Genomic DNA, 17,071 nt, shown 5'->3' on the forward strand with positions numbered 1-17,071 from the left:
CTTAAAGACCCAAAATCTGTGCGATCAAACCATCAGCTTGTTTCTCAAGATTCAAAATATCCTGAGCCACATCTTCAAGCGAACGCAACGGCTTATGTTGGTAGAAATACTTATTAAAACTGATCTCATAACCAATTTTCACAGAATCCAAATTAATCCATGCTTCATCCACATGCGGTTTTACTTCATCTAAGAAATATTGGTGAATATGCTGATTTAACGGTACAGACTCACTGTCACGAATATCAGCATTGCTTTCATAGGTGATGTATTCGCCTTTTTTGCCTGTTGCATAATAACCAAAGTCGGCTAGGTCAAACTCTTCACAGCCTAATTTCTCAAGTAACTGTGCTAGCTTTTGTTCATTCAGTTTTTCGACTTTTTTCAGCACTTTCTCAGCTGTTTCGTCATACCAGCTTACGGCATTTAAAATAGCGTTCTTCTCAGAAGCAGACAGCTTTAAACCAAGGGCTTTAATTGCTTTATCTACGTTGTCTTTAAATACGTTAAAGTCACTTGATTCCGCTTCACCCACTTGCGCCATAATCGCATGAGCAGATTCGAATAATGTCTTGAGTGAAATCCAATGTTTAATATCAAACAGCTTCGCTTTTGCTTTGGTATTTAAGCTAATCTCTTGCTTCTCACACCAATCTAAAACATCTTTTTCCACTTCTTTGAGCTTGCCTGCTTGGTAAATCGCCTCACCATATTCAGCAAACATATATTCCATTGGCTCAAGCAAAGACTTATCAAAACGTAATGGCTGTAAACGCTCCAAACTAAACTGCGCTTTACGACGGTCAGGACGTTCGATATTGACTTTGTAATAACCGAAATCACTGTTAATAAACACTTTAGATGCTAAACCAACTGGATCGTTATTGGCATCTAAACCACGCTCAACATCTTGCCCATTGAGGTACACATTTAAAATTTCTTCAATATGCTCAGGCGCAAACTCGCAGTTCTTTTGCCCTAAGTTTTTGCGCAACTTACGGTAAAGCAAACTTGCATCAATCAGTTGTACTTTACCTTTACGTGATTCAGGCTTGTTATTGGATAACAACCAAATATAGGTGGTAATACCCGTGTTATAGAACAAGTTATTTGGCAATTGAATGATGGCATTCAGCAAATCATTTTCAATGATGTAACGACGTATGTTGGATTCACCGCCACCTGCATCACCTGTAAATAAGCTCGAACCATTATGAACAGAAGCAATACGGCTACCAATACCATTTTGCTCAGGCGAATTCATTTTGCTAACCATTTCCATCAGGAAAAGCAACTGACCATCGCTTGAACGTGGCGTTGCATCTTCTTCTTTTAACTCACCCCAATAGTTTTTAAGCTCAACCTTAAAACGTGGGTCGATAACTTTTTTATCTTCAACAATGTATTTTTGATCTGATGCCCAGCTTTTACCATACGGAGGATTAGACAACATAAAGTCAAAACGTGTTGAAGCAAACTCATCACTTGCCAGTGTTGAACCCACACGAATGTTTTCAGGGTTATTGCCCTTAATCATCATGTCAGATTTACAAATGGCATAGGTTTCATCGTTAATCTCTTTACCATAGAGGAAGATGTCACGATCTTCATCGCTATAACGCTCTTCAATAAAGTTTTGCGCTTCGGTGAGCATACCGCCACTACCGCAAGCAGGGTCATATACAGACAAGGCATACGGAATACGGTCTTTGATTGGGTCAAAGACTAAGTGCGTCATGAGATCAATCACTTCACGTGGGGTAAAGTGCTCTCCTGCCTCTTCATTATTTTCTTCATTAAATTTACGGATCAGTTCTTCAAAGACATAACCCATACCAAGGTTGGACAAACCACCGAGCTTATAGCCATTCGGATCTTGTGTTTCAAATGGGCTGAGGTTGATGTATGGCGATACAAATTTTTCTAATACATCAAGCAATACGTCTTTATTTGCCATGTGGCGGATTTGAGCAAACAAATTAAAGCAGTCGATAATCTCTTTAACGTTATCGCTAAAACCACGTAAATAGTCTTCAAAGTTTGCCAATAAAATTTGCTGATTATTGGTTGCTGTTTCAAATAGGCTTTTAAGCGTCCATTGCGAGGTGTTGTAAAACACATAGCCTGAAATATGACGCAGTGGTAGATCATCTAATTCAACAAAATCAGGCTCAGATTGTTGGTCTTGAACTTCGGCTAAGATTTCAGCTTTGGTTGGTTCCAATAAGGTATCTAAACGACGTAATACTACCATCGGTAAAATGATGTCACGGTACTTACCACGTACATAAACGTCACGTAAGCAGTCATCTGCAATTGACCAGATAAAAGAAACTAATTTGTTGTGAACTAAATGATCCATGTATTAACCTAAAAATATATATTTTGTAATAACTTGCATTTAACTAACCCTATTCTACATTTGAATAATCGCTAGCAAATGACAATTTCTCAGCTTAGCGACATTTATTGTCGCTAAAGCTTGATTTGAAAATTTTCTTACGTTCGATAATGTTGAAACCCAACTTAATACGCCATCTTGCGACTGTCATAGTCATAGGTCGTCAGCAAAGCCTCTCCATCTGCTACCACAACCACTCCACCTTTATCTCTGAGTCGCTTGGCAACTTTTAATTGAGCTTCGAGCTCATGAATTGTTTCATTCAACAATTTCCGATTCAGGAACCATCGATCACCTTGGATGACCCCATGATCTAAAGTAAAGTTGATCATGTCTTTGGTAATGCCACGCTGTTGTGCTCGTTTCTGAACATGCTTGGTATCGTACATGACATCTCTCCCTTAAATTTGGCTAAGCAATTGATTAAGTTTAGCTTGAGTGATTGAATATTCATTTTGCAAAGTAACCAATGCTTTCAACTGCTCATCCAAATCAAGTTCTGCTAGATTCAATTCATGCTCAAAATACTCTGAACAGTGCAAGCTATACTTCTTAGATCGAACCTCTTGAATCGAAACGTCTTTCACCAAATTCGATACGGTATCATGTCCATTAATTAAATTGACAATGTGTTGAGTTTCTTCATCAGTAAGTACAAGTTTGCCTCGTTTTTTGACACCAAAATTTCGACCATCAACTAAGCGAATGTCATGGGAGTCTTTCGCCTTATTCAAAACTAATATACTCATTTCCACAGCTGAATTTAAAAGCGTACCAGCAGGTAAAAGCGTTACAGATTCAACCAAATTTTTTTCAACTAGTTTTTCACGTAGCTCAGCATCATATCCCCCTCGGAATAACCAACCTGGGATAATAAGTAAATATGCTTTCCCTTGAGCATTGAGCTGATAAAGAGCTTGTTGAATCCACAGGCTTTCAGATGCACTTGAAGGAATTTTTGCCTGAATAAATTGCTCTTTTAAGTATTCATTACCTGACACTAATTGCGATTGTACTCGTACACCAATAGGTGGATTACTTACAACAAGATCAACACCATGTGAGACTTCATTATCAACCAATGAATCTGAACGTTTAATATCAACATTCATACTTGCTAAGTCAGCTAAGATAGAAGCAATACCAGTAGTTGTAGTATTAATATCTCGTAAAATTGTTTTCTCAGCCTGTAATGCTATTGACGTAACCCCAAGTCCACAGGCTCCGTCATATAAGGTTTTACCCTTGCATGATCCAACCATCTTCTTAAATATATTACTAATCACCTCAGAATCTATACTTTCAAATTTTAATGAGAGATATAGCTCTTTCAGCATTGTAAATACTTGAATCTCATAGTCTGAATTAGAACGATTCAGATCTACAAAAAATTGTATGATTTCTTGCAATTGTGCACTACTAACGGTAAACAAGTTCGAATTAAACCACTGTAATTTTTCATCTGATGCTGTCTTTAATTTCAGTTGATCAACAGTGTCTTGCTTATTTAAGCGTAATAAATTACTGATCCCATCCACATCATTTTTTACCATGACAGCAATGACTGAAAACAACTGCACTGATTCTTGTATAGGCATTTCACCACGTAGTAAATCTACATATTTTAAAATTTCTTTTGAAATATTCATTCTCATAGCCTCCTAAGCAATCAGCTTCTGGATTGTTGCTTCCATCACGTTTAAATGCGCTTTTTTCATCTCATCCAATAACATCAATGCCTGATGATGTTGGTATAATGCTTGCGCAATAATTTCTTGCTTAGAAAGGTCAGGTAAATTGATTTCAATATCCTTTAAGCCACTGACAGGGATATTCATAATTACAGTGCCTTTATTCAGGCTAGTGAGTACAGCTTGACCATACTCACTATTTAAGAACACGGTTAAAAATTCAGGCAACACAAGGTTTGAATTAACCTTGATCACTAGACAGGTTGCGGGAGCCAACAGATTTAATTGTTCCTGTTCAGATGTCACAATTGCAGCACGTAGACTTGTTCCCTTCGATAAGAAGACAATATCACCTGCTTTGAGTTTCTTTTTTTCGATAAGGTCTTGATCAACAAATACTATTTTTGTTGTATCAATATTTACATTAAGAAAACCATTGTCATTCAGGCTCTGCCCTGTCAGCAAAGATGCTTTCACAAGATTTTCTGCTTCGGCATCGTTAAACTTATTGATACCAACAATAATACTCAAGCATAATTCATTTAGTTTCATAATTACCTCAAAATTGTTTTTATAAAAACTATTTTTAAACCATAAGCAGATATTAGCCTCAACAAACCAACCTGTAAATAGTTTTTGTAAAACTTTTTAAATTAAAACATAGAAACTTCTGATTTATACTTAAATATCGAAATGTTGGACAAGCTGTAGTTAAGATTTAAAGACTTTAATTATTAGTTGAAAAAAACATATCCATTTTCACGTCCCTGAGCATAAGCCCACTCCGCCACCTTAAGCGAACGCTCTTTATCAGTCAGAAAGCCCAGCACAGAAATTTGATCCACAATAATCAAATCATGCTCTTCATTACGTTCTTTCCACTTACGCAAAAACTCATCTGAAGCTAATAAATTACTTTTCTTAGAATTACAGCTTGAATCTGCCAATACAAAGTTATGCCCCGTATCCGATGGATACATTGACCAAGGGATAAAATGATCAACTGCATAATTGCCTTTTTTCATTGGCTTATTACAGTAGAAGCATTTACAGTCTTGTAGCTCAACCAAAACATTTGCCACAGCATTTAACTGGCTCCGACTCGGCTCAAACATGAATTGTTCAAGGTTCGGTAATTGATTCAGAATTTGTGCATTACTGCTGTTCTTTCGGATGTAATCAATCCACCGTTTCTGACAAAGTTCTTCAATAATCTCGCTAAATTGGCGTAAGCAATACATCACTTGAGGCAAAAGAATGAGTTTCTTTCCGCACTGATTAAGCTGAAATATAAACTCAAAATTTTGACCATTGATGTTTTGCAGATAACGGACAGGCATTTCTCTCACAGTGCGAGCCACATCTTTAACTAACTTCAGCCACACCAATGAATCTCGTCTTAATAATCCAAGAGATGAGTAGCTCTGCCTTAATGCAATAATGCGATTCACTATGGCTGCTTGCTTGCCATTGTTTTGATTTAGGATCAGCTGACCTTCATCATTAAAGGTATATGGCACAGTCTGCTTCCAATACAACTCGATAAACTTTTCAGCAATATCTGTATATTCGAGCGATAGACTTCCACCTGCGTCTTCACCTTTTTCAATCGCCAATCGGCTTAGGCTAATAAGTAAAGCAAACTTATAGGTACTGCTAAAATTTCCTGACTGTAAAATCAGCTGAATATTCTTTAGAAATTTGAGCTGTTCTTGTGCTGTAGGAATTAAATCAGCCATGTTTTTTCCAAAGCAAATTGAGCCATTTTTCTTGACGATCAGGTCGCTGATCTAGCGTAATCCATTGCTGGTTTTGTTCAACATCATCAAAGAGCTGAAGTAATGCTTTTGCCTGAGCCTCATCTAAATCCGTAAAAGCCCTACCATCTTTTTCTCGGTCACTGTCGCCATACTTAAATGACATATACAGCACACCATTTGGTTTTAAGGCTGTTATCAACTGCCCAATGACTTCAGCTAAGCGATCACGCTCACAATGCAATAAAGATGCACATGCCCAAATTCCATCATAAACCTCGAGTTCATTAACTTCATAAAAGCTCTTAAACTTCACGTGAACACCAGTAAGTTGAGTCGCTCTCTTTACAAGCTCTTCTGAATAATCAATTGCATCAACCTCATAACCTTTATTTTTAAAAGCTAAAGTGTCACGACCTGACCCACAACCAACATCAAGGATACGAGCTGTTTTAGGCAACTCAGTTAAAAATGGTTGGTATAAACCAGCCATATCGACGTGCAAAGTTGCTTCAGCAAAAGCATCTGCAAAATTATTGTAGTAATCTATTGTTTTCATTAATAACTATTAGGTTATAAGACATATTCAGTCTACTCGAAAACAAAAAAATAAGGGAGCATCAGCTCCCCAATTATTCACGGCTTGCCAACTTATTTTCAATCCACCGATGGATCTCTAAAGCTGACCAGCCGATACGGTTTTGGGTGATCTTTACTTTCTTTGGAAAAGTTGGATCATAATAGGGGGAGTTCTCATCCATCATTTCATAGATGGTAGAACGTGCAACACCTACAATTTCTACAACTTGTTTAATACTGATGAGTTGATTCATTTGAAAAGTTTGACCAACAAACGCATTCATGAGTTTACTCCTAATCATTCATGCGAGCAGTTATTCGCTCAAATGATATGCAGCTCCGTAAAAATTTAATCTGCTTAAACCTCAACAATCATTCAATTCAAAGTTTGAACAGAACGCTGTAACTCATTCTGTAAATTCAAGCTTGTGGTTTTCTTTTGTTGAGCATCATCGATGCCTTCATCAGATGGATAAAACTCTTCAATAACGTCTAACCCATCACCTGAATCCATTTCAAAAACTGCATTTGCATAACCCTGTCTCGCCTTGTGATCTAAAGCTTCCTGATTAAAACCGCTCGATTTACTCTGTTGATCAATTTCTTTAGCAGTCTGTATTGCTAACTTTAAATCGACTCCTTCACGTAAAGTTAAATCCACGTAATACACAGGCTGGCGATAGCTTTGGGTCGTGGATTTACCCCGAAGGGTCAGTTGCAATGGCAAACATGAAAGTAAACCATTCGATGCTGCATGGTAGTAACTCAGCCGTGCAGCTAAGGTCCTTATGCTGTTAAAACCCGTGGTTCTAAAGATAAATGTGCCAAGCTCATCCGACTCATCTAAATTGACATGCAGTCGCCCATAAGGCTTACAGTGCCCGCCTTGAGCCATTGAGCATAAATCAGGTGATGGACAAGGATGCTGCTCTACACCTTTACTAGTCAAGCGCTGGCAGGTTTCACCATTACCCACACAAACGGGTCGTCCGGTTTGACGGTCAAATAAGCTGTACTCTGCACGCAGATTCAGCTCAGGATCATTGAAGACCATCCGTACAGGAATTGAGCGGAGTTTTTGATTGGATGCTTTAGCCCGCAGCTGTTCATCTAACGGATGTTTGATCCAACCACTATCTTTACTTTGGATTTGACTGGTAATGGTGAATTGGTCATCCTTTTCAGGCAGACGCTTTCCATTCTTTTCGACCATTCGGCCAATGCTGATTCGCCCTAAAATAGGCGGTGTGATTGCTAAACCTTTAATCATGATATTTCTCTTTTTAACAATGAAATCGGCATAAAAAATCCCATGCTGTTTGGCATGGGATCGTTATGGCCTTAAATTGATTTGCTTGTGAAGAGCGAAGATTGATTTCATCTCATTCATCATCTGCGTAAATATTGAAGCGTCTTGAACCAGATTTACTTTGTGGGAATTGGTTCAGATATTCAGGGTACTGTTTTAGTAGTGCTTTGCTATCTAAGCTAATCGAGTCTTTGGCCTTTTTCCATGTCACCGAACCAGCTTTAAAGGTCGCACGTTCGGCCTCCTGCATCTTGGCCTGCAGCTGGTGCTTCAGCAGATCGAATTGCTCTTGGTGTTTTTCAATATGATTGCGTGCTTGGATCAGCTGCTCAAACTGTTGGTTAGCTTGATCATCTAACGAGAAATCTGTTGTACTAAGCGGTACATGCTCAGGATACAGTAATTGCAAAGCTTTAGCGGCCGACTCACTGGCATCTGCATCTGGCGGTGTATCCTTTTCCACGCACTCCCAGAAGTAACGTTCCGCATTCACAATGTGCTGAATCACCGATTCTGAACGGATCACTTTAAATATGCGGGTTTCATGTCCGCAAATCAGCACGCAGATATGGGCTGCCTTCTTTCCAGTCACCGCCAATTGATGCTGAACCTGACACAGCACATATAGAGGCACACCATCCCGCCACAGCTTAGCGCCATATTCCCCTGCGGTTTTACATTCTAGAACCTGCACATCTGCGTCACCCACTACAGAATAATCTAAGTTTGCTAACATGAAATGCTTGTCTGGATCAGGATGCTGCAGCACAGCATTGACACGGCGGACTTTATAGTTGGTATGCATGCTGTAATACTCAGCGACCAAGGGCTCTAAACGCTTACCCCAATACAGCGGAGCATGACCTTCACTTTCATCCTCAATCGATTGCTTGATCCGTCCTGTCTTGATCATCCACAATTCCAGCATCGACATATAAGGGTTGAGCCCACAGGCTGCTGCGCAGTCACTGCTGCCGATGCCTTGTCTGCGCACTTCTAGCCATTCGGCCTGACTGAGCTTCTTAGTCTCCACAAAACGTTTAGCATTGAAAAGTTTAGCAGGACTAAATACTTTAGGCTGTGCAGATGCTGCAGGTAGATTTGATAAATGATTCATTGTGAATTCCTCTATTTTAAATTTTGGGCATAAAAAAACCACATCCGAAGATATGGTTTGATATTTCTAAATGGATCTATTTTAAAATGAGACGACTGCTAAATGTCGCTTTAGGTTTTCTTCAGAAACGCCTTCTATTTTAATTTCTAAAAGGTCTGCATTTAATTGAAGACCTTGATTAAAGGAGTAACCAAAACTACCTTTTATTGTCTCTACTAAAATATCAAAAGATTTTTTATCTTTCATTTTTAATAAAAACTTTTCATCCCCTAATTGCTTAATTGAATTTCTACTCACTTTACTCTCCATTTTACTATTTATCTTGCTAATAGTTAGTGGAGTTTCATTTAGTCTTTTCAATGTTACTACTTGGAATTCTATGCAATTAATGACATTTAAGCTTGTTATTAAATTCAGCTAAGTTATTTCTGAAAACCATATTTACGAAGAAAATTTATATAATCAAACGTAACGCTTGTTCCAACCCACGCTGCTTGAGTCCTGCACCTGCACCAAACCAAGCTGAATCAAGTCGATGGTCCTGACTCATGGCTCTTCTTTCATGGTCACAGAATTCCGTAATAGAACACAGTAAGCCATAAGCAGTATCTTTAGCTGAACTGAGTTCTGCCCCACGTCCATGCCCATTAAACATAGTCATGACTTTCGACATAGCACGTCCATTCGGTTCCATCTTATTTTCAGCTTTAGTGGCTGAATTGGATTGTGTGGCTACGTTGCGGTAGAACTGAATAATACCTTCGTCCTGTTCTATCGGACTCAAGCTGCTGTTGTTAAACACGGCATCAAAATAAGCTGCTGCCTCACTTTGAGTTACTTTACGCTGACTGAGCTGTTTCATTTCATACATATGTTCATCCCATGCACGCACTGAAATACCTAACTGCTGTTTAATCTTTTGGGCATCAAAGCGGGTGCTATGCGGAACTTTAACCACACCGACGCTGCTGTTCTGTCCTTTCAACGCAATCGCTAAGGTGTTATTGCATACCACACGAATTGAAGTGAATTGTGCAGTTGTCGCTAGTGTTCCATCACAGCCCGTTGCCAGCAAGATATAACCATTACTGACATCTTTGCCTTTGAGCGCTGCCGTCTGCCCCGTTTTAGCCAAAGCCCAAAACTTCTTTCCGCCTTTCAATACACCTGCAGTTTCTAGTTCAAAACCTGATTGTTCAGTTAAATCACGGTAGAACTCTAATACCTCAGCAGGCTGGACTTCCTGATAGCGCTGACTGACCACAGATAAAGGTGCATGGGTATCTGAACGGTAAAGTACACGCTGTTCTTCATAGGGCATGATGATGCTTTGCCCGCGTTCATTCTGTGCCATGTAGCTGACAATGGATGATTCAATACGCCAATCCATGCCTGCCTGTTTCGCCCAGACTTCAATCGGTTGATTTTGTGCGAGCTGATTGCCAAGACCATGCCAAGGGGTTTCACCGACATAAGCCATTTTTTCAATTTGATGTGCCATAGTGTTAATTCCTGTACCTATAAATTGTTTGAATTAAAATATTTAAAAATAATCAGCTGTAAAAGGTGTTAAGGCTTGGCCCAAGCAAAATGCTGATGGCAGTCCTGACAGATATACTGCTCCGCATTGCTATAATATTTTCCATAGCAGTACTGACTGACGATGATCAATACACCACCCACCACAACACCGATGGCAGCGCCTGTAAAAGGCGGAAATCCTGCCTTTTTGGCAAGCTGCATGCCGAACAGCGCCATCTGTGTCGGTGAAATACTGCGTTGCAGTTGTTCGAAATAATTGGCGTTTGCATGACTTGAATCCATCTGCTTGACATGAGTAGACTGACAATAAGGGCATTGAATTAAGGACATTGAATATTCCTTGTTAAATGAATTGAGTACGACAAGCTGAATTAAGGGCATAAAAAAACCGTGCCTATTAAGGACACGGTTTGATTTAAATTTTGGTTCGTCTTTTAGAGTTAAAAGCCACTATTGAAAGCTATAGCTTGCAGTGCCTTTTTCTGTTTCAACATCCACGCGCACGACATTGTCATAGCCACAACCGGTTAATTTCAGCCTTAAACGCAGGCCCATTTTAAAATGCTGCGGATATTCCAGCGATCTGCGATAGCCTTCGTAACTGCATTCACCGTTGTTAATCAGCACATTGGTGACATTAATTGGATCTGGACTGTTAGAACGAATGCTGATGACATTTGCCGCTTGGTTCTGCGCATACCAGTTGCTAGTATCTACTACATTCATTTCAACAGTAAACGTATTAGGATCAAGGCTAGAACTGCACCCTGACAGCATCATGCCTGCAGCAGCCGCTACTGCCAGCAGGATGGGTTTTAAATATTGCTTCATAAAATTTATCCTCAGCAGTAGTTGTAGCTCACGCCGTAATCACCTGTCTCTAAATCAATACTGACCAGATGGATTTCACAGTCTTCCCCATTATCAAATTTATAGACGTAGTAACGGTTGCCCGCCTGTTCCGACTCTAATGCGCCGTGTTCCTGCAAGCTAAAACCGCTCACGGGTTTACCCGTATCTTTCGCAACTTTTGTAAAGACTAGCTGCTGGTACTTATCTACATTTTTCTGTTCAAATTCAGGTAGGTCTGCATAAGCAAGCATGTACAGCAAGGTATCTGCCGCTTTTAGGCTTTGATCCAGCTCAAAGTTAAGCAACTTAGGTTCATGCTGAGTAGAGCTTGGTTGCTTGATTCCAGCAGTCAATTCCTCTACATCAGTGCCATCAACTTCCGCAGCAGGAATGCCTTCTGAAGCAGCTGCTTCTGAAACTGACATATCACTCGCGGCGGCTGCAGCTGTTTGCAAAGGCTTCTGAACGTTCGGCTTAGTACTGAAAAAATAGAATCCGGACACAATCACAATAGTCAAAGCGACAATAGTGGCTAAGGCCAATATGGTTTTTTGGTTCATCTCAAATCTCCCGCCTTTTAGTTCGGTACAGAGACTTGACCATTCTGAGCATTAAAGTGAACGAAGCGCGGGCATCCGCCTTGAAAGTTCACCGTAAAATTACGCCAGCCGCGATTGCCCGGATTGGTTTTATACATGCACTGATACACCCCGCCACCCAAATTGCGGGCCTGAACAAAATAGGCCTCACTGGCTTGTGCAAACCAGCCTGCCTGCGCCCATGACGCGCCTGCAAGCAGTGATGAAATCAGGGTAGTTTTTAGGAAAGTTTTAAACATAGTCATTTTCTCTTTTTACAGGCATCACTGGTCTTCGGCAGATCCAGTGTCCCCCATGTAATATTTGTTGGAATGAATATCTAAGTTTTTGAATTTTTTATAGACGATAAAGCGTACAGATCTACTTAGCTCAAAACAGCATTAGAGATTCATCTTCATATCGGTAATATGTATTTGAAAAAGTTTTATTCTTAAAAAGCGATAGACACAGCTATGCACAGCACGCGGTCTAATAACCAATTGGCACAAATATTAAAAAAGAGAAAAATAAGGGATGGTATTGATGTAAGCGCATGGCGTACTCCTTTGTTTTAAAAGAATCCTGCCAAATCACTGCTAATATGATGGTGGCAGAACGAAGGAGGGTTAGCAGACTGGTAACAAAGAAACCAGCACGCGCAAGCGCGTCCCCCCTCCGCCCTACCGCAAAGAAAGGGGGACGAACGGGTCCACAACATGCAAAATGAGATTTCACATATTGTCTTTGTTAATGGGTCTGCTAAAACCCGCTGACGATGTAGGTCAGCAGGCTAAGGATAATCTGCACAATGTAGAGCGTCAAGCAAGTGCAGGAATGCAATATAATTTTTTAACACCGTATGGTTGCTCCATCAAACCATTTAAACCCTTTGGGGGAGATGCAGATTCTATTCGCAAGCCCACTCCTTCCTGTTTGATTTTCCGGCATACTATTTAATGCGCTCAGCGGACATTGGGCGTCTTCTTGAATAATTCGATCAATCCGAAACATCTGTTCAGCATCAACTACACTATTTTGATCTGTCAGACTCAGGCAACTGCAGGTACCCATATAATTCGTGACCTGAGCCCAACAACGCTCTATGACACTGCAATAAAATAATGGATCAGAATAGAGTGATCGATTAAAGCTCAGATAAAAGTGGATCACATACCGCTGCTGAACATCATCCCGCACGATCTGATAAAAGCGGTAAACGGCTTGTGTTCGATACCAATACTCAGCCGCTAGACATTTTTGGAAATTTGAGAAAAATCGCTCTAACTGTCGCAAATCGATAATTTCATTTCCCACCTCATTTAGACTGAGTTCCAGCTTTAAATCCGCAGCATCGGGATACATCTGGCTTGTATTACAATAAGACTCTCTCAGTTTTTCAATCCGCTTACCGTATCGCTCATTCAGCTTATGCATTTCTTCAGTCAAGCCGGTGCTTTCAAACAGCACTCTCAGCCGCTTTACGATCTTATTGATATATAAACCAGCGTTTCTTTGTGCCGTGACCTCAAAGAAACGAAGCTTCTCTTCTGTCAGCACGCTGCAGTAAGCCTGAAAGAACTTATCTGCCCAAAAGGAAAAAGATAAATGCTCTTGAATGCCAACAGCCATCATCCTGCGCCATGCTGAAAAATAACCAGACAGTTTCAGCTTAAACTCATCATCGATATTCTTGTGATGAGCATCGTATTCAATACCTTCTGGAATGGGAGCAAATCGAATCGTTTGATAAAACTCGATAACATCCTGTTCCAAGCGCGGAGCTGTCACAAACTCAAATTCTGTATAGCTCATGTTTTGTCCTATGAATAAATTAACTTCATAGAACAGGCATCGTCATATTTTTTTATGCCACATCAACATCGACCGATATTTTTTAGTCTTCATCTGCAAGATTTATGGCACTGCAGCCCAACTGTTTTTGCTTATAATGAGTTTGATATGTCCTCCCATGAGGCTTATATTTACCCTTAGTAAACGTGTTCTTGACTCCCAGCTTGATGAGCATCATTTGGCTATATTTTTCAGGCCGTACCAAATATTCAGCAACACGCAATGCATTCGCTTGCTGTACTGTAGAATCTCTTGAAATTTCACCAACGCCCAAAGTACCTTTTTCCTGATATTTCTTTTTGTCCCAATTCACATTAAACCCAATGCCAGTACATCCGCCATTGGTCATCGCAATCTCACTCCATTTATTAATAACCTCAAATCCATAGTAGACATCTTTTTGGATTTTTGAACTGTTATAAACTAGCATCAAATGCGCATGAAAGCCTTTTGTGGCGCCATGCTCTAAAGCCAGTCCAAAAGTCAGTAAATGCTTAAAACAGCCATTTTTATCTTTCAGTGCCCTACGTAAGCTTTGGATGTGTAAATCAAACGCATCAATCGTCACAGCACTTAATGACTCAACTGCATAGGACAAATCCACACGCACAATCAATACAGAGCTCCGATCAACAATGACGTTATTGATTTCTGCAAGAAAGCTCTTTTGGTTATCTTCTTCCTGATTTCTATACTTTTCAATTTCTTCAAGAACAAACCCTCGATGTGCATGCAAGATCTGTCTTAGAGCTTTAAATTCGCCCATAGACAACCGTGATAGATATTCACCAAAGCTAAGCATGCCACGCTGGCTATTGACGTATTCAGTGACTGCAATGAACGCCCTAATCGATGCTGCGTACTCAACCCCTTCTCGTTTAAACTCTTCAAATGCGTAGTACAAGCGTTCTAGATCAAAAATGAAATCTTCATCAGACAAGTCGAAATTAAGGCATACATCGACAAAGGTATGAATGGCATACATCGCCCCTGCCTGATGGTCTAAATTGAATGGGAACACGTTAAACTTCCTTAACTATGATTTACGTCATAGTTAAGCAATCGACTTATTTTTTTAAATGCTGTCCTGATCTAGAGTAAGGACAAATCATCCGATATGCACACGTATCGAATAGTGATCTCATCCCACATGGGCTATTGATCAATAGCGTCCTCTATCTTGGGGTATCTATTCAGATCTGTATGACATATCTAACCGTTCTTGTTATCTGTATGAGTAATAGTGATTGTATTGATATATCTAATACTTATAGTTCTATGATCTATAGTAACAAGTCTATTATTAGTATTAATCTCTATATATTAATAATATAAAAAACCGTCTTGTTGCAGATACAAAAAATATAGCCCAGCCGAGCAGTCCGATTTTCAAACCATCGGCTAAGCTAGGTTTTTTAGATATTTCATCGTTACGATAGTTAAGTCAGAAAAATGTTTTTTGAATATTTTAGTTATAAACCTAAATCAAGCATGCATACTACTCAAATAATGATAAACAGCGATGATGCAGTAATCCATAATTTTTAAGTTCATCAAGTGTTGGCGATATTTCTGTCATTTGCTGTACCGGAAAGTCAAATGGAGTCGCATCTTGCAATGCTTTTTGAAATCCCAATTCGCATAAGAAATACTTGTCAGCTTTTGCATCTTGATCAGGAACAAAGCAACAGCTGTACGTGTTCTGAATAAACGACCGAGGTAGAATTCTAAAAGGCTTTACTATTTCTCTTACCTCAGCAAATACTCGGTCCAACCCCCTCTTAGTCGTATTATCAATATCGGAATATTTAGTCATACATTGCTGAAAAAAGTAAATTTGGTTATATGCAATGAGATCCATAAGAGCCATTAAAAACTGATGAACCCTGAACTGTTCTGCTTTTAATTTGGTTGCGATCCTCGATGGAGTTTTGTCCGATTCATTCTTTAACTCCATTTCTTTTTTGATTATTTTGATTTGGTTATCATGCAATGAATACGGATAGAGGGAGTCAATGCACTCTAAACGTTCAAAACTTTCATCATCAATTACTACTGGATTAGCATCTCTTAACATTTTAAAAAAGGATTTATTCTGGCTATAGATCTGACAGCACCACTGCTCAAGTAAACTTTGAAAAAGACCTAAGCGGTTATGCATTCCACTGAGTTTTATAGCCTTAGTAGATTCTAAACTGTCTAAAGCCACCTCATCATCCAGAATATTTTCATGAGGCTTTAAATTAAAGGCAGTAGATAATGAATTCTCAGGATGCAATTGCTTTAACTCTAAATAATGATCAAAGAATTTCATTACTTCCCAATTTTGCATTACATTAAAATTATTATTCTTTTCGTATAGAACAGGCTTCATCCAACACAAAGGATCACACAGCAAATAGTTATTTTTATGTTTTAGAATATTCAAACCAGCATCTGAATGTTCGCTTTCATTGTTTAAAAATAAGCCACCCTTTTGATCAAGTAAAGTAAAAATAGAGGCTACCTTTTGAACTTCAAAAACATGTGGCTGCGGGTATTTTAAAATATAAAATTTACCGTAAATTGCAACATCGCCCCAAAATTTATGTGAAAGGTTTAAAGCGTAAATTGGAGACTCTATCTGAATAAAACTATTTCGAATTGCTCCATTTGCCTGACATCGAATAAATCCGAATTGTTTCAGCTGCTGTATAGCCCGATAAATAGATTGTTTGTTTAAACCCGTTGCCCGCTCGATTTCAGATATTCCACACCCCACAACAATCCCAAACGAATCTGCACCATAAATTAACCGCAATAAAACAAGATAACTTCGATAATCAAGATTGCAATCAGTCTCTGTTTTTTTAGGTAAATTGCTGATTTTCATCTCAGCACTTTTTATAAATAGAAGTGCAATAAATTTCAATAAAGGAAATTTTCTAGACATTCTTTTAATAATATTATCCAGGCTATCAACAGACATTATTAAATCATCGCTAATATAAGTAAGATTAAGCTGTAAGTGACGGACTCTGGCACGTTTTCCCGTCTCAGGGAAATCTATCTTTAATATTCCATGCTGCTCCAATTCATGCAATACAACCCGTAATTTTTTAGTCTGTATGCCAGTGGCTTTCGTCAATTGGGCAAGCGGCAATGATGTACTCTCAGCTCCAAAATTTCTTATAAAAGTTATTAGCGTCCAAACGGCGTAGGCTGAAAGTTGCCCTTCTACCCTCTGATAGAAAGCCATAAATAAGGTTAAGAAATGCTGCTCAGAAACCTTACAGTCCATAATTAAAATCTCTACTTCATTAACCTATATCTCAGGCATAAGTATCATACACCAACTATGATAGGCACAAAATGATAATTAATAATTGGTGTTTTTATAATTATCATTTAATTA

Annotated in this window: 18 protein-coding genes; all 18 read right to left on the reverse strand. The window is 39.1% G+C overall.

Features of this window, described 5'->3' with window-relative positions; all coding sequences use genetic code 11:
- Position 1: 1 nt before the first annotated feature.
- The 18 genes from LZZ98_RS11080 to LZZ98_RS11165 all read right to left on the reverse strand — a co-directional run bounded on the left by LZZ98_RS11080 (position 2) and on the right by LZZ98_RS11165 (position 16,957).
- Positions 2 to 2,362 (reverse strand): type I restriction-modification system subunit M, encoded by a 2,361-nt coding sequence (locus tag LZZ98_RS11080; protein ID WP_237787897.1) that lies wholly within the window; start codon positions 2,360 to 2,362, stop codon positions 2 to 4.
- Positions 2,363 to 2,526: 164 nt separating this feature from the next.
- Complete coding sequence (locus tag LZZ98_RS11085; protein WP_154320573.1) at positions 2,527 to 2,790, reverse strand: DUF4258 domain-containing protein; 264 nt, start codon at positions 2,788 to 2,790, stop codon at positions 2,527 to 2,529.
- A 12-nt stretch (positions 2,791 to 2,802) separates the two neighbouring features.
- Complete coding sequence (locus tag LZZ98_RS11090) at positions 2,803 to 4,050, reverse strand: N-6 DNA methylase (protein ID WP_237787898.1); 1,248 nt, start codon at positions 4,048 to 4,050, stop codon at positions 2,803 to 2,805.
- A 12-nt stretch (positions 4,051 to 4,062) separates the two neighbouring features.
- Entirely contained in the window at positions 4,063 to 4,644 is a 582-nt protein-coding gene (locus LZZ98_RS11095) for a restriction endonuclease subunit S (RefSeq protein WP_237787899.1), read from the reverse strand.
- Positions 4,645 to 4,826: 182 nt separating this feature from the next.
- On the reverse strand, positions 4,827 to 5,831 hold the full coding sequence (locus tag LZZ98_RS11100; RefSeq protein WP_237787900.1) for an HNH endonuclease domain-containing protein: 1,005 nt from the start codon (positions 5,829 to 5,831) through the stop codon (positions 4,827 to 4,829).
- A complete protein-coding gene (locus LZZ98_RS11105; protein WP_237787901.1) occupies positions 5,824 to 6,408 on the reverse strand; it encodes a class I SAM-dependent methyltransferase in 585 nt (194 codons plus the stop codon). Before LZZ98_RS11105 ends, LZZ98_RS11100 begins: the two co-directional genes overlap by 8 nt.
- A 73-nt stretch (positions 6,409 to 6,481) precedes the next feature.
- On the reverse strand, positions 6,482 to 6,712 hold the full coding sequence (locus LZZ98_RS11110) for a helix-turn-helix transcriptional regulator (RefSeq protein WP_237787902.1): 231 nt from the start codon (positions 6,710 to 6,712) through the stop codon (positions 6,482 to 6,484).
- A 92-nt stretch (positions 6,713 to 6,804) separates the two neighbouring features.
- Positions 6,805 to 7,698 (reverse strand): recombination directionality factor, encoded by an 894-nt coding sequence (locus tag LZZ98_RS11115; protein WP_237787903.1) that lies wholly within the window; start codon positions 7,696 to 7,698, stop codon positions 6,805 to 6,807.
- Positions 7,699 to 7,810: 112 nt separating this feature from the next.
- On the reverse strand, positions 7,811 to 8,854 hold the full coding sequence (locus tag LZZ98_RS11120; RefSeq protein ID WP_237787904.1) for a YqaJ viral recombinase family nuclease: 1,044 nt from the start codon (positions 8,852 to 8,854) through the stop codon (positions 7,811 to 7,813).
- Between the two features lie 81 nt (positions 8,855 to 8,935).
- Positions 8,936 to 9,151 carry a hypothetical protein gene (locus tag LZZ98_RS11125; RefSeq protein WP_237787905.1) on the reverse strand — a complete coding sequence of 72 codons (216 nt, stop codon included), beginning with the start codon at positions 9,149 to 9,151 and terminating at the stop codon, positions 8,936 to 8,938.
- Between the two features lie 157 nt (positions 9,152 to 9,308).
- Complete coding sequence (locus tag LZZ98_RS11130; protein WP_237787906.1) at positions 9,309 to 10,355, reverse strand: DUF932 domain-containing protein; 1,047 nt, start codon at positions 10,353 to 10,355, stop codon at positions 9,309 to 9,311.
- A 68-nt stretch (positions 10,356 to 10,423) separates the two neighbouring features.
- Positions 10,424 to 10,726 carry a hypothetical protein gene (locus LZZ98_RS11135; protein ID WP_237787907.1) on the reverse strand — a complete coding sequence of 101 codons (303 nt, stop codon included), beginning with the start codon at positions 10,724 to 10,726 and terminating at the stop codon, positions 10,424 to 10,426.
- Between the two features lie 120 nt (positions 10,727 to 10,846).
- The gene (locus LZZ98_RS11140) at positions 10,847 to 11,227 is read right to left on the reverse strand and encodes a hypothetical protein (RefSeq protein ID WP_237787908.1); all 381 of its coding nucleotides are present in this window, start codon (positions 11,225 to 11,227) and stop codon (positions 10,847 to 10,849) included.
- An 11-nt stretch (positions 11,228 to 11,238) separates the two neighbouring features.
- On the reverse strand, positions 11,239 to 11,808 hold the full coding sequence (locus LZZ98_RS11145; RefSeq protein ID WP_237787909.1) for a hypothetical protein: 570 nt from the start codon (positions 11,806 to 11,808) through the stop codon (positions 11,239 to 11,241).
- 17 nt (positions 11,809 to 11,825) lie between these two features.
- A complete protein-coding gene (locus LZZ98_RS11150) occupies positions 11,826 to 12,086 on the reverse strand; it encodes a hypothetical protein (RefSeq protein ID WP_237787910.1) in 261 nt (86 codons plus the stop codon).
- Positions 12,087 to 12,675: 589 nt separating this feature from the next.
- Entirely contained in the window at positions 12,676 to 13,638 is a 963-nt protein-coding gene (locus LZZ98_RS11155) for a hypothetical protein (RefSeq protein WP_237787911.1), read from the reverse strand.
- Positions 13,639 to 13,720: 82 nt separating this feature from the next.
- Positions 13,721 to 14,698: an inovirus-type Gp2 protein gene (locus LZZ98_RS11160; protein WP_237787912.1), complete on the reverse strand. Its 978-nt coding sequence runs from the start codon at positions 14,696 to 14,698 to the stop codon at positions 13,721 to 13,723.
- 477 nt (positions 14,699 to 15,175) lie between these two features.
- The gene (locus LZZ98_RS11165) at positions 15,176 to 16,957 is read right to left on the reverse strand and encodes a hypothetical protein (protein ID WP_237787913.1); all 1,782 of its coding nucleotides are present in this window, start codon (positions 16,955 to 16,957) and stop codon (positions 15,176 to 15,178) included.
- Between the last annotated feature and the right edge of the window lie 114 nt (positions 16,958 to 17,071).

The organism is Acinetobacter sp. SM34 (assembly GCF_022012365.1).
Taxonomy (GTDB): domain Bacteria; phylum Pseudomonadota; class Gammaproteobacteria; order Pseudomonadales; family Moraxellaceae; genus Acinetobacter.

Coding starts and splice junctions, on each gene's coding strand:
- LZZ98_RS11080 (WP_237787897.1), bottom strand. CDS start 2,362: ATGGATCATTTAGTTCACAACAAATTAGTTTCTTTTATCTGGTCAATT.
- LZZ98_RS11085 (WP_154320573.1), bottom strand. CDS start 2,790: ATGTACGATACCAAGCATGTTCAGAAACGAGCACAACAGCGTGGCATT.
- LZZ98_RS11090 (WP_237787898.1), bottom strand. CDS start 4,050: ATGAATATTTCAAAAGAAATTTTAAAATATGTAGATTTACTACGTGGT.
- LZZ98_RS11095 (WP_237787899.1), bottom strand. CDS start 4,644: ATGAAACTAAATGAATTATGCTTGAGTATTATTGTTGGTATCAATAAG.
- LZZ98_RS11100 (WP_237787900.1), bottom strand. CDS start 5,831: ATGGCTGATTTAATTCCTACAGCACAAGAACAGCTCAAATTTCTAAAG.
- LZZ98_RS11105 (WP_237787901.1), bottom strand. CDS start 6,408: ATGAAAACAATAGATTACTACAATAATTTTGCAGATGCTTTTGCTGAA.
- LZZ98_RS11110 (WP_237787902.1), bottom strand. CDS start 6,712: ATGAATGCGTTTGTTGGTCAAACTTTTCAAATGAATCAACTCATCAGT.
- LZZ98_RS11115 (WP_237787903.1), bottom strand. CDS start 7,698: ATGATTAAAGGTTTAGCAATCACACCGCCTATTTTAGGGCGAATCAGC.
- LZZ98_RS11120 (WP_237787904.1), bottom strand. CDS start 8,854: ATGAATCATTTATCAAATCTACCTGCAGCATCTGCACAGCCTAAAGTA.
- LZZ98_RS11130 (WP_237787906.1), bottom strand. CDS start 10,355: ATGGCACATCAAATTGAAAAAATGGCTTATGTCGGTGAAACCCCTTGG.
- LZZ98_RS11135 (WP_237787907.1), bottom strand. CDS start 10,726: ATGTCCTTAATTCAATGCCCTTATTGTCAGTCTACTCATGTCAAGCAG.
- LZZ98_RS11140 (WP_237787908.1), bottom strand. CDS start 11,227: ATGAAGCAATATTTAAAACCCATCCTGCTGGCAGTAGCGGCTGCTGCA.
- LZZ98_RS11145 (WP_237787909.1), bottom strand. CDS start 11,808: ATGAACCAAAAAACCATATTGGCCTTAGCCACTATTGTCGCTTTGACT.
- LZZ98_RS11150 (WP_237787910.1), bottom strand. CDS start 12,086: ATGTTTAAAACTTTCCTAAAAACTACCCTGATTTCATCACTGCTTGCA.
- LZZ98_RS11155 (WP_237787911.1), bottom strand. CDS start 13,638: ATGAGCTATACAGAATTTGAGTTTGTGACAGCTCCGCGCTTGGAACAG.
- LZZ98_RS11165 (WP_237787913.1), bottom strand. CDS start 16,957: ATGGACTGTAAGGTTTCTGAGCAGCATTTCTTAACCTTATTTATGGCT.